At 30.2% G+C, this 24,236-nt stretch carries 23 protein-coding genes; 4 read left to right on the forward strand and 19 right to left on the reverse strand.

The window, feature by feature from the left end; genetic code table 11:
- Positions 1–89 precede the first annotated feature (89 nt).
- Complete coding sequence (alr, locus tag CNEONATNEC86_RS12570) at positions 90–1,250, forward strand: alanine racemase (RefSeq protein WP_058295526.1); 1,161 nt, start codon at positions 90–92, stop codon at positions 1,248–1,250.
- A gap of 434 nt (positions 1,251–1,684) precedes the next feature.
- Here the strand turns inward: alr and CNEONATNEC86_RS12575 are convergent, their stop codons facing one another.
- Positions 1,685–2,974 (reverse strand): IS110 family RNA-guided transposase, encoded by a 1,290-nt coding sequence (locus CNEONATNEC86_RS12575; RefSeq protein WP_058295527.1) that lies wholly within the window; start codon positions 2,972–2,974, stop codon positions 1,685–1,687.
- 678 nt (positions 2,975–3,652) lie between these two features.
- Between CNEONATNEC86_RS12575 and CNEONATNEC86_RS12580 the strand changes: the two genes are divergently transcribed.
- Positions 3,653–4,630 carry an acyltransferase family protein gene (locus tag CNEONATNEC86_RS12580; protein WP_058295528.1) on the forward strand — a complete coding sequence of 326 codons (978 nt, stop codon included), beginning with the start codon at positions 3,653–3,655 and terminating at the stop codon, positions 4,628–4,630.
- A 167-nt stretch (positions 4,631–4,797) separates the two neighbouring features.
- Positions 4,798–5,283, forward strand: a complete 486-nt coding sequence (locus CNEONATNEC86_RS12585; RefSeq protein WP_058295529.1) for an IS66 family transposase — start codon at positions 4,798–4,800, stop codon at positions 5,281–5,283.
- A 210-nt stretch (positions 5,284–5,493) separates the two neighbouring features.
- Here CNEONATNEC86_RS12585 and CNEONATNEC86_RS12590 read toward each other — a convergent pair whose 3' ends face one another.
- The 3 genes from CNEONATNEC86_RS12590 to CNEONATNEC86_RS12600 all read right to left on the reverse strand — a co-directional run bounded on the left by CNEONATNEC86_RS12590 (position 5,494) and on the right by CNEONATNEC86_RS12600 (position 9,169).
- Entirely contained in the window at positions 5,494–7,281 is a 1,788-nt protein-coding gene (locus tag CNEONATNEC86_RS12590) for a sensor histidine kinase (protein WP_058295530.1), read from the reverse strand.
- Entirely contained in the window at positions 7,271–7,975 is a 705-nt protein-coding gene (locus CNEONATNEC86_RS12595; protein WP_058295531.1) for a response regulator transcription factor, read from the reverse strand. The genes CNEONATNEC86_RS12590 and CNEONATNEC86_RS12595 overlap by 11 nt, the downstream gene beginning before the upstream one ends.
- Before the next feature lie 618 nt (positions 7,976–8,593).
- The gene (locus CNEONATNEC86_RS12600; RefSeq protein WP_058295532.1) at positions 8,594–9,169 is read right to left on the reverse strand and encodes a manganese efflux pump MntP; all 576 of its coding nucleotides are present in this window, start codon (positions 9,167–9,169) and stop codon (positions 8,594–8,596) included.
- A gap of 392 nt (positions 9,170–9,561) precedes the next feature.
- Between CNEONATNEC86_RS12600 and CNEONATNEC86_RS12605 the strand changes: the two genes are divergently transcribed.
- The gene (locus tag CNEONATNEC86_RS12605; protein ID WP_058295533.1) at positions 9,562–10,050 is read left to right on the forward strand and encodes a cupin domain-containing protein; all 489 of its coding nucleotides are present in this window, start codon (positions 9,562–9,564) and stop codon (positions 10,048–10,050) included.
- 247 nt (positions 10,051–10,297) lie between these two features.
- Here the strand turns inward: CNEONATNEC86_RS12605 and CNEONATNEC86_RS12610 are convergent, their stop codons facing one another.
- The 15 genes from CNEONATNEC86_RS12610 to CNEONATNEC86_RS12680 form a co-directional block, all read right to left on the reverse strand.
- The gene (locus tag CNEONATNEC86_RS12610) at positions 10,298–12,394 is read right to left on the reverse strand and encodes a methyl-accepting chemotaxis protein (protein WP_058295534.1); all 2,097 of its coding nucleotides are present in this window, start codon (positions 12,392–12,394) and stop codon (positions 10,298–10,300) included.
- A gap of 73 nt (positions 12,395–12,467) precedes the next feature.
- Positions 12,468–14,273 carry an L-fucose isomerase gene (locus CNEONATNEC86_RS12615; protein WP_370468871.1) on the reverse strand — a complete coding sequence of 602 codons (1,806 nt, stop codon included), beginning with the start codon at positions 14,271–14,273 and terminating at the stop codon, positions 12,468–12,470.
- Positions 14,274–14,443: 170 nt separating this feature from the next.
- Positions 14,444–15,907 (reverse strand): rhamnulokinase, encoded by a 1,464-nt coding sequence (locus tag CNEONATNEC86_RS12620; protein WP_058295536.1) that lies wholly within the window; start codon positions 15,905–15,907, stop codon positions 14,444–14,446.
- A 112-nt stretch (positions 15,908–16,019) separates the two neighbouring features.
- Complete coding sequence (locus CNEONATNEC86_RS12625; protein ID WP_058295537.1) at positions 16,020–16,781, reverse strand: DeoR/GlpR family DNA-binding transcription regulator; 762 nt, start codon at positions 16,779–16,781, stop codon at positions 16,020–16,022.
- A gap of 18 nt (positions 16,782–16,799) precedes the next feature.
- Positions 16,800–17,348 (reverse strand): BMC domain-containing protein, encoded by a 549-nt coding sequence (locus CNEONATNEC86_RS12630; RefSeq protein WP_058295538.1) that lies wholly within the window; start codon positions 17,346–17,348, stop codon positions 16,800–16,802.
- Between the two features lie 87 nt (positions 17,349–17,435).
- Positions 17,436–18,776, reverse strand: a complete 1,341-nt coding sequence (locus CNEONATNEC86_RS12635; protein WP_159136128.1) for an SLBB domain-containing protein — start codon at positions 18,774–18,776, stop codon at positions 17,436–17,438.
- Positions 18,777–18,783: 7 nt separating this feature from the next.
- On the reverse strand, positions 18,784–19,047 hold the full coding sequence (locus CNEONATNEC86_RS12640) for a EutN/CcmL family microcompartment protein (protein WP_058295540.1): 264 nt from the start codon (positions 19,045–19,047) through the stop codon (positions 18,784–18,786).
- 12 nt (positions 19,048–19,059) lie between these two features.
- A complete protein-coding gene (gene pduL / locus CNEONATNEC86_RS12645) occupies positions 19,060–19,707 on the reverse strand; it encodes a phosphate propanoyltransferase (RefSeq protein WP_058295541.1) in 648 nt (215 codons plus the stop codon).
- 25 nt (positions 19,708–19,732) lie between these two features.
- Entirely contained in the window at positions 19,733–20,011 is a 279-nt protein-coding gene (locus tag CNEONATNEC86_RS12650) for a BMC domain-containing protein (RefSeq protein ID WP_058296921.1), read from the reverse strand.
- A 157-nt stretch (positions 20,012–20,168) separates the two neighbouring features.
- Positions 20,169–20,447 carry a BMC domain-containing protein gene (locus tag CNEONATNEC86_RS12655; protein ID WP_058295542.1) on the reverse strand — a complete coding sequence of 93 codons (279 nt, stop codon included), beginning with the start codon at positions 20,445–20,447 and terminating at the stop codon, positions 20,169–20,171.
- A 30-nt stretch (positions 20,448–20,477) separates the two neighbouring features.
- Complete coding sequence (locus CNEONATNEC86_RS12660; protein ID WP_058295543.1) at positions 20,478–20,756, reverse strand: BMC domain-containing protein; 279 nt, start codon at positions 20,754–20,756, stop codon at positions 20,478–20,480.
- Between the two features lie 61 nt (positions 20,757–20,817).
- Complete coding sequence (locus tag CNEONATNEC86_RS12665; protein WP_058295544.1) at positions 20,818–21,132, reverse strand: BMC domain-containing protein; 315 nt, start codon at positions 21,130–21,132, stop codon at positions 20,818–20,820.
- Between the two features lie 19 nt (positions 21,133–21,151).
- Positions 21,152–22,366, reverse strand: a complete 1,215-nt coding sequence (locus CNEONATNEC86_RS12670; RefSeq protein WP_058295545.1) for a zinc-dependent alcohol dehydrogenase — start codon at positions 22,364–22,366, stop codon at positions 21,152–21,154.
- A 15-nt stretch (positions 22,367–22,381) separates the two neighbouring features.
- Entirely contained in the window at positions 22,382–23,767 is a 1,386-nt protein-coding gene (locus tag CNEONATNEC86_RS12675; RefSeq protein WP_058295546.1) for an aldehyde dehydrogenase family protein, read from the reverse strand.
- A complete protein-coding gene (locus CNEONATNEC86_RS12680) occupies positions 23,758–24,234 on the reverse strand; it encodes a GlcG/HbpS family heme-binding protein (RefSeq protein WP_058295547.1) in 477 nt (158 codons plus the stop codon). The genes CNEONATNEC86_RS12675 and CNEONATNEC86_RS12680 overlap by 10 nt, the downstream gene beginning before the upstream one ends.
- Between the last annotated feature and the right edge of the window lie 2 nt (positions 24,235–24,236).

Here is a 24,236-nt window from a genome sequence, read left to right on the forward strand (position 1 = left end):
TAAATTCAACAGCTTGAATAAGAGCTTAATAAAAAATTACTAATCAATAAAATTTTTAGAAGAATTATGACAATTGAGAGGCGATATAAATGAAAAACATATTTAGAGCTGCATATGCAGAAATTGATTTGGATAAAATAGCTTATAACATGAAAAATATAAAAAGATTAGCTAAAACTAAAGAAATAATGGCTGTTGTTAAAGCTAGCTGTTATGGTCACGGTGCTGTAGATGTGTCTAAAACTTTACTAGAAAATGGTGCTACAAGACTTGCCATTGCAGTTCTTAGTGAAGGGATAGAACTTAGAAAGAACAATATTACTGCACCTATAATGATCCTTGGTTTTACTCCATTATATTTAGGTGAAGATTTAATAAAATATGATATTGAACAAACTGTATATGATTTAGACTATGCTAAAGAATTATCTAATATAGCTTTAAAGTCTAATAAAAAAGCTAAAATTCATATTGCACTTGATACCGGTATGGGAAGAATAGGCTTTCTTCCAAATGAAAAAAGCTTAGAAGAAGTTAAAGAAATATGCTCTTTAGACGGATTGGAAGCTGTAGGAATATTTACCCACTTTTCTTCTGCTGACGAAGCTGACAAAGAATACACTCATATGCAATTTTCTAAATTTAAAGATTTTACAGATAAGTTGACTAAGATGGGAATAAATATTCCTTTAAAGCATACGTCTAACAGTGGTGCTATTATTGACTCACCTGAAACTTATTTAGATTGCGTAAGGGCTGGAATAATTCTTTATGGTTACTACCCTTCTAATGAAGTTAATTTTAAAAATTTATCATTGAAACCTGCTTTAACATTAAAAGCAAAAATTGTTCATGTTAAAGAATTAGATAAAGATATGTGTGTAAGCTATAACAGAACTTTTAAAACAACAAGAAAAACTAAAATTGCAACCATTCCAATAGGATATGCTGATGGATATTCTCGTGCTCTTTCTAATAAAGGAAAAGTTATTGTAAATGGAAAATTTGCACCTGTTATAGGGAATGTTTGCATGGATCAATTCATGATTGATGTTACAGATTGTGGTGATGTAAATATTAATGATGAAGTTATTCTTCTTGGTGAAGATGGTGATTTAAAATTTAATGCTGATGACATGGCTAAAATTCTTAATACAATAAATTATGAAGTTCTTTGTATGATAAAAGATAGAGTCCCTAGGGTTTATATTAAAGATAACAAAATAGTTGATATAAAAAACTGTATATAAATTTCTTATAAAATATTAACCAAAATAAGATGGCTGCAATGGCCTTGTATTTTGGTTATTTTTTAACATGTAGGAAAGTATAAAATTTTTATCATAGCAAAAGCCTTAAGAATAGATCTTTTCTATAACTTAGATAGTTAAATATGTTAAAAAATAAATTATAGTCTCGCAAAAGAACCCAAAAGCAAGTTTTGGAACCTTTTGCATGGGTAAAAAAAGTGGCTTCTTATTTAAAAATGTGTTTGAGTAATTGCTTATTTTATAGTGTTAGGGTTTATATTTTACGTATAAAGCGTGGCGAAGTCACTTTTTTTCTTTAGACCAGTTATACAAAAAAATTGAAATTTTAAAAAATTATTTTTTTAAAAAAGGTATACTTAATAAACCATTATTATTTTACGAATGATGGACAAGATAAAATCAAAAATTATACACTAAATAACTATTTCTAAATGTCTTTCTAGATATAGCTTTTTATGAGTTTCAGGTAGTCTGAGTTCGAAAGTTTTTTTATCTCTCAATATAGCAAAAAAATGGTTTATTAATTTGTGCATTATAGCACAGATAGCTATTTTCTTTGCTTTAGATGTAGTTAACTTTTTATAATATGCAAGTAAAACAGGATTAGCAGGGACTCCGTTTCGGAAACTTTTAATTGATGCAAGTGATAAATTATATAATACTTTTCTAGCTAAGTTGGAACCACGTTTTGTAAGTTTATTATGCGTGCTTGTGAAAGCACCAGACTGAGATACCGACGTGTCAACGCCTAGAAATGCAACAAGCTTTTTTGCATTTGAAAAGTTTTTTATGTTTCCGATTTCAGCTAAGAGAATTGTAGCACTTATTTGCCCTACTTCAGGATGCGAGCATAATAGTTCAACATTTTCCTTGAATCCTGGTATAATCACAGAAAATTTAAGGATTTCTTCTTTCAATTTATTAATAGCAGTTTTAAATGAGTAGATTAGATTAATGAAACAAACAATTTCTATTCCAAGACAATCTACAGGTAATTTTAATAATTCAGCTTCTTTAGCAAATTTAAAGAGTAAATTGTATCGTTTATCAGCCCATTCTGTAGAATGATTTACAGTTGATGTTATAAGAGTAATAACATCTGATTTAGTAGCAGATAAAAAATCAACATAGGTTGGATATTTAGATAAGAGAGCAAGCGGAACTGGACTAAATGCATCACTGAATATTTCATTAAATTTTGGAAATACTAAATTGAGTAATGAATTAACTTTCTTTTTGTATTGAGCAGCATTGCTAACTAAAGAATCATATTCTCGGCATAGTTTTTTCAATAAGAAAGTATTTTCATCAAAAACAGATTCAGTTGAAAACATTGGGGATTGTGCTAATTGCGCAATTCTCAATGAATCGACTTTGTCGTTTTTTACTTTTCGTATACTTTGTTTTGCAAAGTTCTTAGTATGTATTGGATTTATAATATAACACTTATAGCTGTTTTTACTGAAATAATTATAAAGTGGAATATGGTATAATCCAGTAGATTCCATAAAAATTTCAGGTCTTTTTGAAAATTGTTTTTCAACTTTCTTTAAAGTAATTAAAAGTTCAGTGAATCCTTTTAAATCATTAGTTATGTTTAATTTTTTCCCATAGGATTCCCCGCCGGGCATCAAAATAGTTATAACAGAAGATTTAGAAGATATATCTACTCCGACAACGAAGTTATTAATGAAATTATTCATAAATCATGTCTCCTTTAGCTTGAATAGAGGTCTCATTTAAATTCAATAGACTATATCCTCGTTTGTTATTCGGATAATTCTACTAATATTAAAAATCCAACCAGTTACTTATAGAATCTATTGAATGAGATGACAGTCTAAACAACGGGTATGCATATGCTCCCAGGAAATTAACATCAATATCTCTATTCAAATATTAAATTTTCACTAGTTAGACTTTCACCATATAGACTTAAATATTCGTCTATGGATTTAGTATTTTCAAATACGAGGAAATTATATTGACGGACAATCTGTGGATAAGTTATTAAAAAAAATATTGCAATAGACTAATGCATAGTTCCTAAAGAATAAAAAATAAATTATATGCGCCTGGCCTTTTCTTCGGCAAGCTCAGAAAATCCAGAGTGCGCTGAAAAAATCGACGGCTTAAAGGATTACGTTTTATAAAAGCTATTGTATTCTATTTGATTTGCATTTTTATAGAAGACTATATCATAGTCGCCTTGGCGATTTTTTATTATTACAATTTGTTAAAAATTTCATAAATTCTTAACAAATTGTAAAGCTTTAATATTATTTTTTCATTTGCAATCATACTGCATTAGTACTAAACTATTTAAGGCGGTTAAATACTAATGCGTAAAATATATTAAATTTTAATTGGAGAAATGTACTATGTCTAAAGAAAATACAAAAAGAATTCCTTATTTTGATAATGTAAAAGGTCTATTAATAACCTTAGTCGTTCTAGGTCATATAATTGAGCCTTTCTTATATATTCATAGTTTGGATTTTATTTATATATTAATTTATTCCTTTCATATGCCTTTATTTATTTTTTGTTCTGGATACTTTGCATGCAAAAATAATAAAAAAATTCTACATAATTTAATTTTTCCATACATTTTATTTCAATGTCTGTATATATTATTTGAAAGATATATATTACATAATGATGTTACTTTTACTTTTACAACTCCTTATTGGATCTTATGGTATCTCCTTTCAGTATCAAGCTTTAATATAATCATTCAGTTTTTTGAGAAAATTAATATTAAGGTAATTTTTATATCTTTTATAATTGGTTTAGCAGTTGGATATGATAACTCTATTGGACATTATTTGAGTTTATCTAGAACAATATCTCTTTTCCCTTTTTTTCTTTTAGGTTACTACTTCCGAATCAGCCGATTTGATTTTAATAAACTCAAAAAAAATAATAACATAGTTTATATTTCTGTTTTTTTAACATTTATATTTACTATATTACTTTATTTATTCTGTAATTCAATTGATAAAAATTGGCTCTTTGGCTCAAATCCTTATGAAGCTTTCAATTACAATTTCATAATAAGATGTGCTTCATATATAGTAGCCATAATCTTTTCTGTTTTTATTTTAATAATTTTACCAAATAAGAACATTAAGTTCATCACAAAAGCTGGGACGAACTCAATGTCAATATTCTTATTACACGGTTTTGTGATAAAGTTCTTACAAAAATATTTTAATTTTGGTATTTTTCATACAAACTTTAATATAATAATTGCAATGATCCTAATTACATTATTGGTTGTTTTGATTTTTTCCTCAAAACTTATTTCTAATTCTTTAAATAATGTTCTCTCTGTTGGGATTGCGCAACATAAATAATGTTAAAGAGGATACATCAGAATTAAGTGTTTTGATGTATCCTCTTTAACATTATTTACTTACATTAAATTTTTCTTCATCCGTAAGCGTAAAAAATTAACGGATAGATAAATGTAAACCTCTATTGCTAAAATTGACATAGATTTTAACAATGGAGGTTTATTTGAATGAGAGAAGAAAGAGTAAGAAGTGAAATCACTGTAGTTCCAGCCGATAGATCTAACATAATAATTGAAATAGGAGCAGCAAAAGCTGTTAATGCCCTTCCTAAAAGTCAATTAGGCAAAGCTCTTGCATATGCTCAAAATTTGTTGCCATATATGAAAACTTTTTTGACAAATGGATATCTTGAAATTGATAATAATGCAGTTGAAAGAGCTATAAAGCCATTTGTAATTGGCAGAAAAAACTGGATGTTTTCCAAGACAGCAAAAGGTGCAAAATCAAGTGTAGTACTTTATAGCATTACTGAAACGGCTAAAGCCAATGGCTTATCAGTGGAAAAGTATCTAGTATATTTATTTGGAATGTTTGCAAATTCAAAAATTAAGGAAAGGGACATACTAGAAAAATGTATGCCATGGTCTGAAAACATTCCATATGAACTGCGCGTTCAATGTCGTCAACTTAAGCAGTTTAAATATATAAATTAGAGTTATTTTTTTAAAGAACAGAGAATATAAGTTGAGAATGTGAGAATGTAGTAGATTTGTTTTACACAAATCTATCTACATTCCCTATAAGTTTTTCTGTTGGGTTTATTTTATCACTTAAATTATACTACCGCTACGTGTCGATTCTTTGACGCTTACATAATTACTTCCTTAATATTTCCCTTTAATTCAATAACTACCAGTGACCTATTATATTTTAAACCAAAACTTCACCCCAAATTCAGTATTAAGAGCACCAAATTCCATATTATGAAGTTCTAAAATATTTTTTACTATAGCTAGTCCAATTCCACTTCGTCTTTCACTGCGTTCTCTTGATTCATCTTCTTTATAAAACATATCCCAAATTAAATTTATTTTATCTTCACTTATATGCTCACCATCATTTTCAATAATCACAACTCTGTTTTCAATAGTAATATTTATCTTTTCTTTTGCATGATTCATTGCATTAGAAAGTAAATTATCTATTACTTGTTCAAGTCTAAAATAGTCACCTTCTATTTCATATATTTCATCACTTTTGTAATTTATTTTTATATTTTTATCATTTAATAATTTTTCGTTTTTCTTTAAAATCTTAGAAAATAACTCATTTATGCAAAAAGCTTCTTTTTTTAATTCATATGCTCTGGACTCAAGCTTTGATAAATCAAGCATTTCTAATACAAGTTTGTCCATTTTATCCGTTTCATCAATTATAACATCTAAATAATAATCTCTTTTCCTTTCAGAAATATTTTCTTTAATGCTTTCACTATATGCTTTTATTATTCCAAGTGGTGTTTTTAATTCATGAGCTATTGAACTTGTAAGTTCTCTTCTATTTTTCTCTAGTTGAATTTGTTTTTCATATATTTTGTATAAGCCCTTTGATAATATAATTGTTAAAATCCCTATTATGATAAATATAGATATATATAAGAATAATAGTTGTGGAAATATATCTTCTAATGGATAATATAATGACTCCACAGCTGTATAATATGTTTTTCCATTTAATCTTAATGTGTTTACTGTTTCATCTTTTATTTTAAAAAACTTTTTATTTTTATTGTACAAAAATAAATTACCATTTTTATCAGCCTGTTTAACTAGTTCATGCCCACTTGGTTCTTTTACTTGTGAATATCTTTTAAATAACTTATCATAAAAAGCATTTGATTCTACTTTTACAAATTTTTCGTCGCTATTTCTAAATTTTGATGCCATATTTGAACTTATATTAAGAGGATAATCAACTTCCTTATCGTATATTTTTAGTTTTTCAGCATTATCTATATCAAAACTATAGTTTTTGACTCCCCACCTAGATATAGGTCCATACATATCTTTTGATTCTTCTTTCCATTTCATTGCATAGATATATATATTTTTTGGAATTAATTCGCTTTCATTAACATACATATTACCTGTCTTTGCACCAAGCCAATAATCAATAAACTCATCACTTTCTGTCTTTTTCATTGTCTGCGTTTGGTCTTGAGACTCCTCTTCCTGCATCTTGTACAATTCTATTAATTCATTTTTAGAAAAATTCTTTTCTAAATCAATATATCGATATCTATTCCACACTCTAGAGCTATTTGTAGGTACATCTTCACTTATAAATAAGTATTCACCACTTTTTGCAAGTAAATTCCCTTTATTATCATACAAATATGCCTTTGAATAATTTTTTTGACTAGCCCAAAATAGACTATATGTCATACTTCGTCTTAACTCTGTCATCAAATTTATCTTATCTTTATCATATTCTTCTGCATTTTCTATGGCATTTGAATATTCATAATCATTTATATTTTCTATGATACTTGAATTCAAATTATTTACCATTAGAGAAATTTGTGAGTTATTTTTGTTTACTTTAATTTTATAATAAGCAACAGTCACTATGCTCATCATAACAACGTAAAATAACAAAAACATGCAGCCTGTTCTAATAAATATACTTTTAAATGTTTTATCAGCTTTCATCACTATTCACCTCAAATCTGTATCCAACTTTTATAATAGTATGGAGATATTTTGAAGCATGTCCTAAAGAATTTCTTAGCTTTTTAATATGTGTATCTAATACTCTATCATTTCCATCAAAATCATATCCCCAAAACTTTATAAGAAGTTGTTCTCTTTTTATAATTCTGTTCTTATTTAAAATAAAGTAGTAAAGCAGGTCATATTCCATCTTTGGAAGCTTTACTTCTTCATTATTTATAAATACCTTATTTTTAGCTATATCAACGCATATTTCATTTGCATATAGCTTTTCTTCATTATTTATGCCTTTATATCTTTTAATAAGTGTAATGCATTTAGCATATAAAATATTAAGTGAAAATGGTTTTGTAACATAATCATCTGCCCCAATTTCATATCCATACAAATTATCATCTTCCTCACTTTTAGCTGTGATAAAAATAATAGGAATATCTTTTTTATTGTAGATATTATCAATGTTTGTTCTGATTTTTTTGCATACAGAAAATCCATTTAATTTTGGCATCATAACATCTAAAAGAATTAAATCAAAACTATTTTCTTCAAACATGTCTAATGCTTCTTCACCATCATATGAACATATAACTTCACAACCTTTTGCATTAAAGTAGTCTTTTATAATTTCTTGCATTCTAATTTCATCTTCTACCAGTAAAATTTTATAGCCCATATTATGCCTTCCCCCTTCATATAAATATAATAATAGCATAATCTGTATTTTCTGTGTCCTTTTTGTATTTTCAAAATATCCTAAGTAAAATAATACTTAGGATATTTTGAAAATTTTTTTTTACATAAAAAAACTGCAGATATTATTGTAGCTTCAACATATAATTGAATATTTTACAACTTGATATCTGCAGTATTTCTAAATTCTCACCTTAATAAATTACTAACTTTCCATAACCCTTTGTATTGCATTAACAACCTTTTGATTTGCTAGCATTTATTTCAACTCTAAAATAATTCTGATTTATTCTTTCTATATTTTTCTGTATATCACTAAAAAAATCAATTTCTATGTTTATCATCATCTAATAAGTTTTTTTCATATTTTTTATTTTTCATTAAATTACTATTTTTGATGAGCCTTTTTGATTATAGAAATTCCATTCTGTATATAATATTCTTTTTACACAAATTACTTTTATCATAAATGTTACTTTAACCTTTTATATTGCTTATTTTTGAAACACTGTCTCTATCACTCATATGATTACTTCCCTATCTAGTATCTATTAAATTATTCTAGGAATATTCTATGTGCAATAGCATCCCATTCTAAATTTTATTCTAGTATTCCTAAATGTTCTAAAAGAATCTTTATTCCCATTAGAATTAAAATTATTCCACCTACAAGTTCTGCTTTAGATTTATATTTAACTCCAAAAATATTTCCTATTTTTACACCTATCATTGATAAAACTAAAGTTGTAATTCCTATGAATGATACTGCAGGGATTATGTTTACTTTAAGAAAAGCAAATGTTACCCCAACTGCTAATGCATCTATGCTTGTTGCTACAGCTAATATACTCATATTTTTGAAGCTTAATTCTTCCTCTTCTGTTTTGCATTCACTTTTTTCTTCCTTTTCTAAAGATTCTTTAATCATGCTAATTCCTATTAAACTAAGAAGTATAAAAGCTATCCAATGATCAATACTTGAAATTTTATCACTAAATTGACTTCCTAATATATAACCTATCATTGGCATACCAGCCTGAAATAATCCAAAATATAATCCAACTATTCCTGCTTTTTTGATTGTAACTTTCCTCATACACAGACCTTTACATATTGCTACTGCAAATGCATCCATCGAAAGACCTACCGCTAAAATAAATAATTCTACCACACTCATTTTTATAATGCTCCTTTTATGTATTATTTTATAATAAAGTTTCGTAAGCGACTTTAACTTAAATTATTATTATGATTCTATATACTTATCTATAAATATATTTTTATATTATAGATAAGTTGCACACTTTATATAATTCTCAAATTCTTAAAATATTATAATTCCACATAAAAAGAGACCTATCTATAGCCATATAAACATAAAAAGCTATAGATAAGTCTCATTATTTAAAATAAAACCAGATAGAATACATCTATCAGTATGTTGGTCTTATTACACATTCGTACCAACTACTCCCTTATCATAAAGTTAATAATAATAAAATTATTGGTATATGTCAATATATTAATATATAATAGTTCACATAAGTTATATTTTAAGGAGTGAAAATTATGTGTAAAAATAAAATAGATGCTAAATACTTTATAGATAAATTAAATCTTAAACCACATATTGAAGGTGGATACTTTAATGAATGCTTATCATCTGAAGATAACTATAATGATAATCAAAAGCTTTGGACAAGTATTTATTTCTTGCTTGAACAAGGTGATGTTTCAAGGTTACATATCCTTGAGGAAGATGAGCTTTGGTATTATCATGCTGGAAATTCGCTTAATATATATATGATTTCTCCAGAAGGTAAACTTACAGTATCAAAGCTTGGTCTTAATATTGATAATGGTGAGACTCCACAAGTTTTAGTTCCAAAAGGTTATATATTTGGATCTATTATGGAAGAAGAAGGATTTTGTCTTGTAGGAAACATGGTTGCTCCAGGATTTATATATGATCATTTTAAAATAGTTAATCAAAAAGAATTATTATCACGTTATCCTGAACACAAAGAAACTATATTAAAATTAACTAAATCAGAATAGGAAAAATCCCTATGAACCTCTAGTTTGATTTTCATAGGGATTAATTAAAATTTATAATTAATTATTCTTAGTACTCTCTTAAATCAAAAATCTATTTTTATTATATATGTTTCAATTAGTTTTCTACATTTTGTATTCTGGTATTTACTTAGGCTGTAAACATCTTAAATGCAATTTTATTATTGAAACATATATATTAATTAAATATTTAAGGTCTACTTTTTCTCATATGCATTAAACATAGTATTTAATTAATTTTAAAGCTATTAATGGCATCTTGTAACTCTTCAGAATACTTTCTTAATTCTTCTGCAGAAATATTTAAAAATTCTGCTTCACTTAATTGAGAGTCAGCTGATTCTTGAACTTTTGAAGAAGCTTCTGCGGTTTCTCTTATTACATTTGAGATATTTCCAATAGCATATTCAGTCTCATTTTTTGTTTTTTCAATATCTTTAATACGCAATGAAATTTTTTCTATATCACTTGTTAAATCTTCTACATGATTTGTAATATCTTTAAAAGATTCTATTGTTTTTTGTAATGCCTCATCTTGAGAAATCATGATCTTTTCCGCTCTTTTTGCAGTATCTACAGTGTTTTGTGTAAGAGAATTAATTCCATTTATAATTTCACTAATCCTATTAGATGCATTTAATGATTCCTCTGCCAGTTTTCTAACCTCTTCTGCTACAACTGCAAATCCATCTCCAGCACTTCCCGCCCTTGCTGCTTCTATAGATGCATTTAATGCTAATAAATTAGTTTGCTCTGCAATTGAATTAATAGTATCTATAATACTTCTAATGAAAAATGATTCTTTTTCTAGGTTTTCAATATTCTCAATAACACTATTTGTTATTTTTGAAGTTTCATCAGATTTATTTACAAGTTCTTTAATTGTTAATATTCCTTCACTTACGATTTCTTTAGTCGTTGCTGCAAACTCAGATATTTTTATAGTGCCTTCATTTACATTTGTAATCTTCTCTCCAAGGTTCTCCATTTTATTTAAACATACTTTTGCATCTTCTACCTGTCGTCCTATTCCATTATCCATCTCTTCAATTATTCCTGTAATATCTTTAGATGATTCAACCAATTTAACTGATGCATTTGTCAATGATTTTGACGATCCTATAACTAAATTTGATACATCTCTAGTTTGATGAATTAATTTCTTTATACTTTTTAGCATTTCCATAATATTTTTAGATAATAAACTAAATTCATCTTTTCTCTTTGTACTACAATTAACAGTTAAATCACCTTCTGATACTTTCTTTACTGTATTAGTCACTTTATGTATTTCACGTCCAATCCCATTAGCTAAAATGAAACTAACAATAACTGCAATTAAAGTAGCAATTATAACAATTATAATTGTCATATTTTTTATTTCATCTGCTTGCTTTATGATTTCAGCCTTTGGGATTAAAGTAACTAACATACATCCAGTGTCTTCAACTTTATAATGCATGTAAAGATACTCTTCACCATTGTAATTTAGCTGGCGTATTCCTTTATATTCTTCACTTTCTAAAGAATCCTTATAATATTTTTGTCCAAAAAAATCATTAGTTCCATTTTCTCCTTCTGATGTAAATTCTCGTCCATCAGGTGTAACAAATGCACACTTACTGCCTTTAGGAAGATCTATACTTTCCAATGGCGCTATTAAGGATTCACTTTTTATGCTAACTATAAGAATACCAACAGACTTCATCTGATTATTCATAATTTGCCTGCTAATTGTAATACCATATTGTTTTTTAGGTATATTTAGCTCTTCATCTAAAAGATAATTATCACCTCTCCATATTGCGTTACCTTTCATACCACTCACTAGACTTCCATCTTCTGTACTTATATATTTTTCATACGCTTCTTTTTTTATCTGACCATTTGATGTTATTAATTGTCCATATGGCGATAAAACTGATATTGTATTAATATTTTTATCTGATATGGTTTCACTGATTGCTTTTCCATTAATCTCTAAGAATATCTCTTTTTCTATTTTAGGATCATTTTTATACAATCCACTATAATAATTGCGTACATCAGAGTAACTTGAAAATTGCTGAGACTTACTATCTGCTGTTTGGAATAGTATTTTATAAAAATCCCCTGTTTTTTCAATCATGTTCATATTTGCCTGCTTATAATTTTCAACTATTATTTCTGAAGCTTTTTTATATGAAAATATTCCAAAACTAATAAATAATATTATTGGTAGAGAATACGCAATTATTAATTTTACTCTAATGCTCCTTATGCGACAAGTTAATGAACCCATTTTAAACTTTTCTTCATGATTTTTGAAGTGTATCTTTCTTTTCATACAGAATTACTCCTATTTTGTAATAATTTAGAAAGGCCACAAACCTAAGAAAAAATGGCTTGTGGCTTTAGTATTACTTATATAATGGTCCGTAAGTTGCACATGCTTTATAGTCTGAAGCTTCTGGTGTCTCTGTTCCAAACGCTGCCCAGCTATGTGGTCTGAATATTCTATCATTTGATACATTATGCATAGATACTGGTATTCTAAGCATAGAAGCTAATGTAATTAATTCAGCACCAACATGTCCATACACTGTTACTCCATGATTTGCTCCCCAGTTAGCCATAACACTATATACATCCTTGAATGCGCCTTCACCTGTTAAGTCTGGTACAAACCATGTTGTAGGCCATGTACGATCTGTTCTTACATCTAATGTATTATGAACCTCATCTTCTAATACAGCGGTTTTTCCTTCTGCTATTTGAATTACAGGTCCTACTCCCTCTACAATATTTACACGAAGCATTGTTACAGGCATTTCAGCTTGTGTTTTAAAGTGAGAAGAGAATCCGCCGCCTCTAAAATATTCATAATTTGCACGACACCAATCTGTTGCATCTGTACAAGCATCAATATCACTTTCAGTCATATCCCACCATGACTTCATACAACCTTCACCAGATTCATTCTTAGCTGCTCCTGTACAGTCTAATGCAGTAGCTCCTGAATTTATTAGATGTATAAATCCTTCTGCTGCTGTTCCTTGTGGTCTCTTACCAGTTACTCTTTCACATGCATCTGCACTCCAGTAAGTTCTTACATCATGGAAGCAAGGTGCTTTATCTGAAACTAATGTACCTAATAGCATTGCCACTCCATTTAAAGTATCATTTTCAGTTGCAAATGGTGTTGGTCTCTTTGGTCCATTCCAGTCAAAAGTTGATGCCATAATAGCTTCCATGAAATCTCCATTTGGTAACCAGTCTGTCCACATTCTTTGACCTTGGAATCCTCCTGCAATAGCATTGCGTCCTAATGCTTCTTCATGCCATCCCATTTCATCTAATTTTGGATTTCCATACATGATATCTCTAACAACCATAGTCATTTTAGTGACAAATTCCCAATCTTTATCAGCTGGAACAACTTTAGATTTTTTAATTATTTCTGGAAGATCCTTTCCTTCATTACAGTCGAATCCTTCTTTACAATGTTCTTTAGTCCATGCTAACGCTTTTTCATATTCTTCTTCATCATAAATACCTAATGTAATACGACGAATTATTTCTGTCATATCTACCCACTCTGGTCTCATTCCTAAGTATTTTTGGAATAATACTGGGTCACAGAAAGATCCAGCTATCCCCATAGATACACTACCAATGTTAACGTAAGCTTTATTTTTCATCATTCCAACAGCAACTGCACATTTTGCAAATTTTAATATTTTTTCAGCCACATCTTTCGGAACAGTTTTATCGTCCATATCTTGAACATCATGACCATAAATTGAGAAAGCAGGAATTCCTCTTTGAGCGTGTGCTGCTAAAACAGCTGCTAAATATACAGCTCCTGGTCTTTCTGTTCCATTAAATCCCCATACAGCTTTTATAGTGTTAGGATTCATATCAAATGTTTCTGATCCGTAGCACCAGCAAGGTGTAACTGTTAAAGTAGCACAAATGTTTTCTGTCGAGAATTGTTCAGCACATCTTGCAGCTTCAGCACCACTACCTATTGTTGTTTCTGATATAATGCATTGTACAGGTGTTCCATCTGGATACTTCAATTGAGAAGAAATTAATTCAGCTGCTGCTTTTGCCATTCCCATAGTTTGTACTTCTAAACTTTCTCTAACTCCTCCCCATCTTCCGTCTATTGTAGGTCTAATTCCTATTTTTGGATACATCATAAATATTACCTTCCTTTTCATATAAATTTAAATTATTTATTTAATTATCATTTTTCAATTTAATTATGGTAAATAGATTTGTTTAATCTTATTTGGGTATATTTTTTATGGTATATATGAGTAAAGCTTTTTTTATTTTTTTGAATTCGTTTTCAGAAATTCTATTATACAGTGCTGTATTATTTTAATATCTAAATGATATCTAAAAATTTTTTATAAGCATTATTCCACTCTTCAACATTTTGTGGTTCATATACTTCAATATTTTGAGATTTAGCAATTATATCTCTCGCCCTTTGAAGCCCATCAATTTCTTTTGTAGCCATAAGCTGTAAAACTAAATTTCCTAAAACTGTAGCTTCTATTGGCCCCGCTACTACTTTTCTGCCACAAGAATTTGCTGTTAACTGGCATAATAGTCTGCTTTGAGTTCCTCCTCCCACCATATAAATCGTATCATAATGCTTTCCTGTACAATCTTCTATTTCTTCTAATGCTTTTCTATATTTTAAAGCCAAACTCTCATCTATACAGCGAACAATTTCTCCAATTGTTTCTGGTATAAACTGATTAGTTCTAGAACAATATTCTTGAATACGTTTAGGAACATCTCCTTGAGGCACAAATTCAGGTGCATCAGGATCTATAAAACATTTTAGCTCCTGTGATTTAGATGCTAACACTTCTAAATCTCCAAAGCCATATTCTTTTCCTTCTCTTATCCATTGTCTTCTAGACTCTTGAATGAGCCAAAGACCTATAATATTCTTTAAGAATGTGGTCTTTCCTTCATATCCGCCTTCATTTGTTATGTTATATTTTTCTGACTTTTCATTTATAATTGGATAATCTAGTTCTGTTCCAATTAAAGACCATGTCCCACAACTTAAAAAAATAAAATCTTTTTCTTCCGTTGGAACTGAAAGTAATGCACTCTGGGTATCATGTGATGCAACAGCTACTACATTTACTTTATCAACTCCAAGCTCTTTGCTTATAGAATCACTTAGTTGTCCAACAATTGTTCCACTTGGGACTATTTCCGTAAATATATCTCTAGGTATATCTAAAGCTTCTATTATCTTATCTGACCAAGTTTTTTTACCTGCATCTAATAGTTGACTTGTAGATGCAATAGAATACTCTGTACACTTTTCGCCAGTCAGCATATAAATAAATAAATCTGGCGTCATTAAAAGTGTTTCTGCTCTCTCAATTATGTCTGGTCTTTCTTTTACAATTGACAATAATTGAAAGGCTGTGTTTATCTCCATAAACTGATTTCCTGTAATCCTATAGAATTCTTCTTTAGATATTCTTTTAAAACTTTCTTCAAGCATGCCCTGTGTTCTTTTATCACGATAATGAATAGGATTTTCTAAGAGGTTTCCATTCTTATCTAAAAGACCAAAATCAACCCCCCAGGTATCAATACCAATACTATCAAATCCCCCTGAATTCTTTGCTTTTATAATTCCCTGCTTAATTTCATGAAATAAACGAAGTGTATCCCAATACATAACATCATTTACTGTAACAGGATCATTAGAAAAACGATGAATTTCTTCTAATTTAATAGTATCGCCATCATAAATTCCTATCATTGCGCGTCCACTTGAAGCTCCAAAATCAAATGCCAATATCCTCTTTTCCACAAACTCACCACCTTCTCAATTTATTATAAGATTATTTTACTAACAATATTTTATGTTTACCATTTAATATCTTACTTAGAAAGTATAATAATTTACTTTTTAAAATATATATTTACTTTGTTTTAAGCTTTACACCATTTCTCTCAAATGTATCATGCCATTCCTCAGATGGATTTGTATCTGTTGCTATATAATCAATATTTGAGAAATTCTCCATTTTAATAAATGATATTTTATCAAATTTAGCGCTGTCTACAACTAATATCACTTCTTTTGCAGCATTTATCATATGCTTTTTAATTTCAACATCAGCTTCATTGGAATCTGTAATTCCTATATTTTTATCTATTCCCTTACATGAGATAATGGCTTTATCAACATGAAAGTTATCAATCATCTTCTCAGTTTGTGGTCCAATAAGTGCTAAGGCGCCTTCTTTCATAAGACCTCCTGTTGATAATACTCTCCATCCTTTTTTATCAGCTAGTTCTATCATAACCTCTAAAGAATTAGTGATAATAGTTATATTTTCTTTATCGCGTATACTTTTTGCAATATATAGTGCTGTACTGCTGGCATCTAACATAATATGTTCTCCATCTTGAATCATATCTGAAACCAGCTCAGCAATTATCTTTTTTTGCTTAATATTAGTTTGTTTTCTAACGTTATATGGTAAATCTTCCTTTAAATCATCTACTAAAACTGCTCCACCATAAGTTTTCTTTGCAAGACCTTTTTGTTCTAATAAATCAAGATCTCTTCTTATTGTTTCCTCTGTCACTTTATAATACTTACTCAAGTCACCAACTAATACTTTCTTTTCTTCTCTTAATTTAGATAAAATTTCATTTCTTCTTTCTATCGCCAACATATTGATTTCTCCTACACCTTATAAAATAGTATTCCAGAGTCCTTCGTCTGGGTTTGCCATTATAGAGCTATCTAAAAGCATTCCATTTTTTCCAACTACAGCTGAAGCTTTTTTAATTGCAGCTTCTACAGCTCCTATATCTCCTGTTAACATAAGATAAGATTTCCCGCTCATTCCTCTGGCTATTCTTACTTCTATAAGCTCTACATCAGATGTTTTAGCTGCCTCATCGGCTGCAACTATAATTGATGATGCCGAAAAAGTTTCTAAGACCCCAAGGGCTCTCTTATTCTTAATTTCTACTGCTCCATAAATTGCTGGAAATATAGATTCATGTGGATTTCCTAAAAGAAAGCTGTCTATAAGTTTTTCACCATGAACATTTTTTGATGCTTCTATTGAAGCATTTACTGCACTTAATTCTCCACTGAATATGATAATATATTTTCCTGGACAGACTGTTTTAGCTTCTATTATAGATACTTTAGCAGTTTTCAGAATCATATCAGCAGCTTGAACTCCTGTTGATACTGTTAAGTATTCAACCATTCCAATTGCTTTTCCCATCTTTACCTCCTGCCCGCATTGTTACTGCAGTTAAATATTTATTATATTTATATTTTCAATCTGTCCCTTTTCATACTATAACTCTAATTATCTTCTACCTATTATAATATATTTTTCATTTACATCCAATACTATTCCAGCCATAGATGAATGACAAGGCACTGACAGACTATTTTCTTTAACCTTTGCAATTAGCTGACCTTCTTCTACAAAAGCTCCTTTTTTTACTACTGGTATAGAAGGTACTCCAATATGTTGACTTAATTTTATTTTTACTTGCTTTGTGCTAATTTCTTCTATGCTTAAAGGTGCTGCTCTATCATATTTCGAAAGACCTAGTCTTGCTGTTAAACGCTCTACTGATATCATTCTTGCTTTTCTTAATTCATTCATTTTAGAAAGCTTAATATCTTTAGGAGCTGCAATACCATTATTTCTTAATTGTGTTTTACATTCACTTATTAATATTTGAGGGGATAAACTCTGCTCACAAGCATACATTTCACAAATTCCACATTGAGAGCAGAAAAATGTATTTAAAGATGATTTTACATCTGCTTTATTAACAAACATAAGATTTTTCATTACTGCATGTGGTTCAATTGGATATCCAATCATATTTCTTGGGCACATTTCTGTACATCGATTGCATTGGCAACATACAGATTTTGCTTGTTTAACACTAATTGCTATATTTTGATTCTTTTTTCTAACTATATACTGATCTTGTGGTAAAACCAATATTCCATTAGATGTCTTTGTAATGACATCAATTCCTTTAGCTAACTTTCCAGTCATAGGTCCACCATGAACATATGCCGGATTCTCTATTGTTGATCCTCCTGCAAGATTTACTACTTCATCAAAAGTAATTCCAATTGGAACCTTTATTGTTTTAGGTTCATTTACTTCTCCAGCAATTGTTATATACTTATGTGTAACTGGCTTATTTTCAAATAATGCTTGATATATATTATAGACAGTTTCTACATTATATACGATAACCCCTACAGATAATGGCAATTTACCAGGCTCAACAATCCTTCCAGTAGATTCATAAATAGTGATGATTTCATCTCCCGCTGGATATATTTCAGGAAGGAAAGAAATTCGAGTTTTGGCATAGAATTTTCTTGCTTCTATAACCTCTTGTACAGCTTCTACTGTCTTTGCATAGCATTCTTTTGTTGCAATGACAACTTCTTTTGCTCCTACAATTTCAGCAATTAGATTTAATGCATTTACTATATCACTTGCCTTTAAAGCTAATAGTTGCTGATGAAGTTTAAGTAACGGCTCACATTCTGCACAATTTAATATAATAATATCAATGCCATCATTTAACTTTGCGTAAGAAGGGAATCCAGCACCACCCGCACCCACAATACCATTATTTTGCATAATTTCTTTCAATTCCAATATATCCATTGTACATCTACTCCAATCCTATTCCATCATCTATGATTCCAACAATTGCTGCATCAACTGGTGCATCTTCCATATTACATCCTATACGAGCAGCACTTCCAGTAGCTATAAGCACTATTTCACCTATTCCAGCTCCTACATTATCAACAGCAACCATACGATATTTAGTTGGCATATTGTCTATAGGCTCAACAATCATAAATTTTGATCCTACTAATTTATCATTTTTTCTTGTCGCTACTACACTACCGACAATCTTTCCCACTATCATTTTGCACCTTCTTTATACTTTAACAAGTATTCCATAAGCATCTTTAGAAACATTTGCTGCATTTGCTTCATCTGCATCAATATGCATCTCTAATGTAAAACTTTCATCAACGCGAATTAGTACATTATGAAATTCTGTTTCTCTATCATTATTTACTCTTACTGCAACAATATCTCCATCTTCTACTCCTGCTGAAATAGCATCTTTAGGAGACATGTGTATATGGCGTTTTGCTACAATACAACCTTCATCCAAATAAATTGTTCCTTTAGGTCCAACTACTGCTATAGGTGCTGATCCTTTTATATTGCCTGATTCACGGATTGGTGCTTTAATTCCCAGCTTAAAGGTGTCAGTTTGAGACACCTCTACTTGGGACTTACTTCTTGCAGGGCCTAAAACTCTAATATTTTCTATTGCTCTAAGTTTTGTTCCTACAATAGTAACTTGTTCATTTGCTGCAAATTGTCCACCCATTAAATCCTTCTTTTTTGTTAATTGATAGCCAGGTCCAAATAATATTTCAATATGCTCTTGTGCTAAATGAATATGTCTTGCTGACACCCCTATTGGAACCATATAATCCTTTGAAACTGCTTCTTCTTTTTCTAATGTCTCTTTAACTATTTTTGTAATCAATCCAAGGATTTTTTCGTCCACCTTTTCCACCTGCGCTTTCTAAGTACTATTTAATAGAAGGAAGTATTTTTTCTACATCAGTATGTGGTCTTGGTATTACATGAGTAGCAACTAATTCTCCTAATCTTGAAGCCGAATCTGCACCTGCTTCTACTGCTGCTTTAACTGCTCCTACATCTCCGCGTACCATAACAGATACTAATCCTGATCCTATCTTTTCTGTTCCAACTAATTCTACATTAGCAGCCTTTAACATTGCATCTGTAGCCTCTATTGCTGCTACCAATCCTCTTGTTTCTATCATTCCTAATGCTTGTTGTGTCATTCTTTTTTCCTCCTTATTATTTGACTTTTCTTTTTTGACTTCTTTATCCTGAGCCTTTTCTTTTACTTGCTCTTTATTATTTACTACATCAGTATTAACTTCTTCTGTTTTATCTGGTTTCTTACTATCTGCCATAATATAATACACCTCTTTGGTATTATTTTATTTTTTGTGCACTTAGTGCTACTATTCTTCTTATCTCTTCATGTGGATTAGGTATCACCGCATGAATACATGGCTTTAGCGCATTCTTTGCTGCTGTTTCTACTGCTTGTTTAACTGCCGCTACTTCGCCTTGTATAATTATTGTTACAAGTCTTCCTCCTAATTTTCTTTCCCAGGTAACAAATTCAACATCTGCTGTCTTACACATGGTATCTAAGGCAGTTATTGCAGCTGTTACACTTTGTATTTCGATAAAGCCTAATGATTTCATAGCATTCTCCTTTTCTTCAAAGAAGTTTGTTTATTTTATACTTGGAAGTATTTTTTCTACATCTGCATGTGGTCTTGGTATTACATGAACTGCAACTAATTCTCCTAGTCTTGCAGCTGCTTGACTTCCTACTTCTGTTGCAGCTTTAACAGCTCCAACATCTCCACGTACCATAACAGATACTAATCCTGATCCTATTTTTTCTGTTCCTATTAATACAACTTCTGCTGCTTTTGCCATTGCATCTGCTGCTTCTATTGCTGCTACCAATCCTCTTGTTTCTATCATTCCTAATGCTTCTTGTGCCATTTTAAATTCCTCCTAATTATTATTAATTTTATTTTTATATGAGTTTTAATATTTACTTTTCTTAATTTTTATCAAGTCCACTTATTCTTAACATCTTTTCTGTTGAATCTTCCGGTCTTGCAATTACGTACTTAGATATTACACCACTTACTCCCTTTGCTGCCTCTTCTGCTGCTTCAATGGCTGCTCTAACATCCTCTACACTTCCTCTAAATTTCACCATAATAATAAGTGGAACCGGAAGCTCATCTGCATTTGCAGGTTTATTTCTATCAAAAGTTTCAATTTTAACATTTGCAGCTTTACATCCAGCATCTGCTGCTACAAAAGCTGCTGTTAACCCAAATACTTCTATCATTCCTACAGCATTTGCCATATGTTTACTCTCCTATGTTTTATTGATTAATTATTGCAATCTTTAAACCTTTCATGGCAAGATTAGTCTCATGGCCTTCATTAATCTTATCTAGGGAATACGTATGTGTAATAAGTTTTTCTATTGGAAGTCCAATTCCTTTAGCTCTCTTTAAGAAATCAAAAGTTGTAGCATAATCTCTTAATGTGTATACCCATGATCCAACTACTGTTATTTCTTTAGAGCAAATATCAAAGTGTGGATTAATTGTTGCATCACCACCATTTATGAAGAATCCTAATTCACATAGTCCTCCACCATTTCTTATGAATTTATATATGTTTGCATGAGCTATTGGTGAACCTGTACATTGGAATGCAAAGTCAGATAAGTATCCACCAAATGCTTCTTTAACGCCTTCTGATAGGGCTTCATTTCCTTTATAGTCTTTGAAATTAACAACATTTCCAGCGCCTAATTCTTTAGCAAATTCAAGCCTTTTTTCTTCTCCATCTACTGCAACAATGTTTTCTATTCCCATTGTGCGTAATACAGCTATACAAATTAATCCAATTGGTCCACAGCCTTGTACTACTACTCTGCTGTTAAATCTTAAAATTCCTGTTGTTTTTGCTCTCTCAACTGCATGAATTAATACTGCACATGGTTCTATTAATATTCTTGAATATAAATCTAAATCGCTTACATTAAATATTGTTGAACCTCCACGTATTACAATATAATCTGCAAACCATCCATTTAAATGAACATCATCATCAGGAAGTAAACCATAAACATCAGCGCCACCAACATTTTGTTTATTTAAATCAAACATTGTGATTTCAGGATTATCCTTAAATATCATACAAGATACAACTTTATCTCCAACATTTAATGGTTTCCCTGCACTATCCTTTGTTACGTTTTTTCCCATTTTAACTATTTCACCAGTACCTTCATGACCTAATACTACTGGTATCAATCCAAATGGATCTCTTTTAAACTCATGAGCATCAGTTCCACAAATACCGCATCCCTCTACCTTTACTAAAATGTCATCATCCCCCAGTTCAGGAATTGGATATTCTTTTATTTCATAATGCTCTAATTCTGTAAGCATAGCAACACGACTTGTTTTAGGAATTGAATTAGCTGATTCATTACATTTACATGCTCCATTTTTGCATCCTGTACTTTCTGTTGCCATTCCTTCTAAAACTTGCTTTACAATTTGCTCTATATCAATATTAGTCATTTCTTTTCCCTCCTTTTATCTAATACATAAGCTATCTGACATAACACATCTTCTACGCTTTGTAAAAGTGTTTGCAGATGTTAATCCTTCTCCTGTTCTACTTGCTATTGTAAATGTACAGAAACCTTCTCCTCCAAAGCCAAGTGCTGCATATGAAGGTGCATTTTTAACTAAAATTGCAGTATCCATTGCTTTAGCATATTTAGTTAATGTGTTAACGTTTTTAGAATGTATATGTGCTGAATGCCTATTTCCATGTTCAAGCCATACACATTTTTCAATTGCATCATCTACATTTTTTGCTCTAACAACACCAAGTATAGGCATCATTAATTCTTCTGAAATTAATGGATGTTCCTTTTCACCTTCAAAAATGATACATCTTGTCCCTTCTGGTGCATCAACACCTATCATTTTTAATAATGTAGCAGCATCTCTGCCTACACATTTACGATTAAGGCCATTAGATGTTAATACAGTAGATATCAGCTTTTCTTCTTGCTCCTTAGAAATTATATAACCACCATTTTCTTTTAAATAATAAATTAATTCATCAATTATTTTTTCTACAGCTACAACTTCTTTTTCAGCTATACATGGAAGATTATTATCAAAAGTACAGCCATTTATTATATGTGCAGCTGCCTGTTGAATATCTGCTGTTTCATCTACTAATACCGGTGGATTTCCAGCGCCTGCACCAATTCCTCTTTTTCCTGATGAAAGTACTGCAGTTACTACCCCGGGGCCTCCAGTTGCTGCAATTAAAGGTATGTCTTTATGTTCCATCATTATATTACTTGTTTCTAGTGTTGGTTTATTTAATGAAACAACTATATTTTCTGGACCTCCAGCTTCAATTGACGCTTCATTTACAAGTTTAACTGCAAAGTTTGACACTTTTACTGCTGCTGGATGAGCACAAAATACAACTGTATTGCCACCTGCAATCATTCCTATACTATTGCACAAAATAGTTTCACTAGGATTCGTACAAGGTGTTATTGCACCTATTACTCCAAATGGCCCCATTTCAACTAATGTAAGCCCTCTATCTCCAGACCATGCTTCTGTTTTAATATCTTCTGTTCCTGGAGTTTTTTCTGCAAGAAGTTGATGTTTTAATATTTTATCACCAACGTTTCCCATTCCAGTTTCTTCTACAGCCATTTTTGCAAGAGTTTCAGCATTTTCTAATGTCTTCTTACGAATATTATTTATAATCTTTTCACGAAAATCCAATGGCATTTTTTGCATTACTTTTTGTGCTTCTTTTGCTGCTCTTATTGCATCATTCATATCATCAAATAATCCAGGCTCTTTACTTTCATTTTTATTTACACCTAAATTTGCAATTACATTTTCTATAATTGACTTGATCTGCTCTTCATTTACTGACATAACATAACCTCCTCTAAGCATTTCTGTCCATATTCTGCTAGTGCACTATCTTGTTCTTCTGTTCCTCCACTAACACCTAATCCACCTATTAACTTTCCTTTATAAAAAAGTGGAACTCCGCCACCAATAATAACTACTTTTCCTTCATTAGTAAATTGAATTCCATATAAAGAACATCCAGGCTGGCTTAATTTTTTTAGCTCTAATGTGGACATTTTAAGTGCCACTACAGTATATGATTTATTTAGTGCAACATCATAGCTAGCAATATATGAATCATCCATGCATTGAATCGCAATTGGCCTTCCAGCCTCATTTGATATAGCTACAACTACTGATACACCTATTCTTTTTGCCTCTTCTTTTATCTTTTCTGTTAGAAAAATTGCCTTTGACAAATTCATCTTAGGAGTTATAAATTTATTTATAGTTTCTTCTACCATGCTTTGTACATAGGCCTCATTCATCT

Source organism: Clostridium neonatale, from assembly GCF_900465025.1.
GTDB lineage: Bacteria > Bacillota > Clostridia > Clostridiales > Clostridiaceae > Clostridium > Clostridium neonatale.

Bases quoted from the DNA above. Each gene is read 5' to 3' on its own strand.
- CNEONATNEC86_RS12615 (WP_370468871.1), bottom strand. From the start codon at position 14,273: ATGAAAAGGAAGGTAATATTTATGATGTATCCAAAAATAGGAATTAGA.
- CNEONATNEC86_RS12675 (WP_058295546.1), bottom strand. From the start codon at position 23,767: ATGTCAGTAAATGAAGAGCAGATCAAGTCAATTATAGAAAATGTAATT.
- CNEONATNEC86_RS12665 (WP_058295544.1), bottom strand. From the start codon at position 21,132: ATGGCAAATGCTGTAGGAATGATAGAAGTATTTGGGTTAACAGCAGCT.
- CNEONATNEC86_RS12630 (WP_058295538.1), bottom strand. From the start codon at position 17,348: ATGGGAAAAGCAATTGGAATGGTTGAATACTTAACAGTATCAACAGGA.
- CNEONATNEC86_RS12610 (WP_058295534.1), bottom strand. From the start codon at position 12,394: ATGAAAAGAAAGATACACTTCAAAAATCATGAAGAAAAGTTTAAAATG.
- CNEONATNEC86_RS12655 (WP_058295542.1), bottom strand. From the start codon at position 20,447: ATGAAATCATTAGGCTTTATCGAAATACAAAGTGTAACAGCTGCAATA.
- CNEONATNEC86_RS12585 (WP_058295529.1), top strand. From the start codon at position 4,798: ATGAGAGAAGAAAGAGTAAGAAGTGAAATCACTGTAGTTCCAGCCGAT.
- CNEONATNEC86_RS12640 (WP_058295540.1), bottom strand. From the start codon at position 19,047: ATGATAGTGGGAAAGATTGTCGGTAGTGTAGTAGCGACAAGAAAAAAT.
- CNEONATNEC86_RS12650 (WP_058296921.1), bottom strand. From the start codon at position 20,011: ATGACACAACAAGCATTAGGAATGATAGAAACAAGAGGATTGGTAGCA.
- CNEONATNEC86_RS12635 (WP_159136128.1), bottom strand. From the start codon at position 18,776: ATGGATATATTGGAATTGAAAGAAATTATGCAAAATAATGGTATTGTG.
- CNEONATNEC86_RS12590 (WP_058295530.1), bottom strand. From the start codon at position 7,281: ATGAAAGCTGATAAAACATTTAAAAGTATATTTATTAGAACAGGCTGC.
- CNEONATNEC86_RS12660 (WP_058295543.1), bottom strand. From the start codon at position 20,756: ATGGCACAAGAAGCATTAGGAATGATAGAAACAAGAGGATTGGTAGCA.
- CNEONATNEC86_RS12575 (WP_058295527.1), bottom strand. From the start codon at position 2,974: ATGAATAATTTCATTAATAACTTCGTTGTCGGAGTAGATATATCTTCT.
- CNEONATNEC86_RS12670 (WP_058295545.1), bottom strand. From the start codon at position 22,366: ATGACTAATATTGATATAGAGCAAATTGTAAAGCAAGTTTTAGAAGGA.
- CNEONATNEC86_RS12595 (WP_058295531.1), bottom strand. From the start codon at position 7,975: ATGGGCTATAAAATTTTACTGGTAGAAGATGAAATTAGAATGCAAGAA.
- CNEONATNEC86_RS12580 (WP_058295528.1), top strand. From the start codon at position 3,653: ATGTCTAAAGAAAATACAAAAAGAATTCCTTATTTTGATAATGTAAAA.
- CNEONATNEC86_RS12600 (WP_058295532.1), bottom strand. From the start codon at position 9,169: ATGAGTGTGGTAGAATTATTTATTTTAGCGGTAGGTCTTTCGATGGAT.
- CNEONATNEC86_RS12605 (WP_058295533.1), top strand. From the start codon at position 9,562: ATGTGTAAAAATAAAATAGATGCTAAATACTTTATAGATAAATTAAAT.
- CNEONATNEC86_RS12625 (WP_058295537.1), bottom strand. From the start codon at position 16,781: ATGTTGGCGATAGAAAGAAGAAATGAAATTTTATCTAAATTAAGAGAA.
- CNEONATNEC86_RS12680 (WP_058295547.1), bottom strand. From the start codon at position 24,234: ATGAATGAGGCCTATGTACAAAGCATGGTAGAAGAAACTATAAATAAA.
- alr (WP_058295526.1), top strand. From the start codon at position 90: ATGAAAAACATATTTAGAGCTGCATATGCAGAAATTGATTTGGATAAA.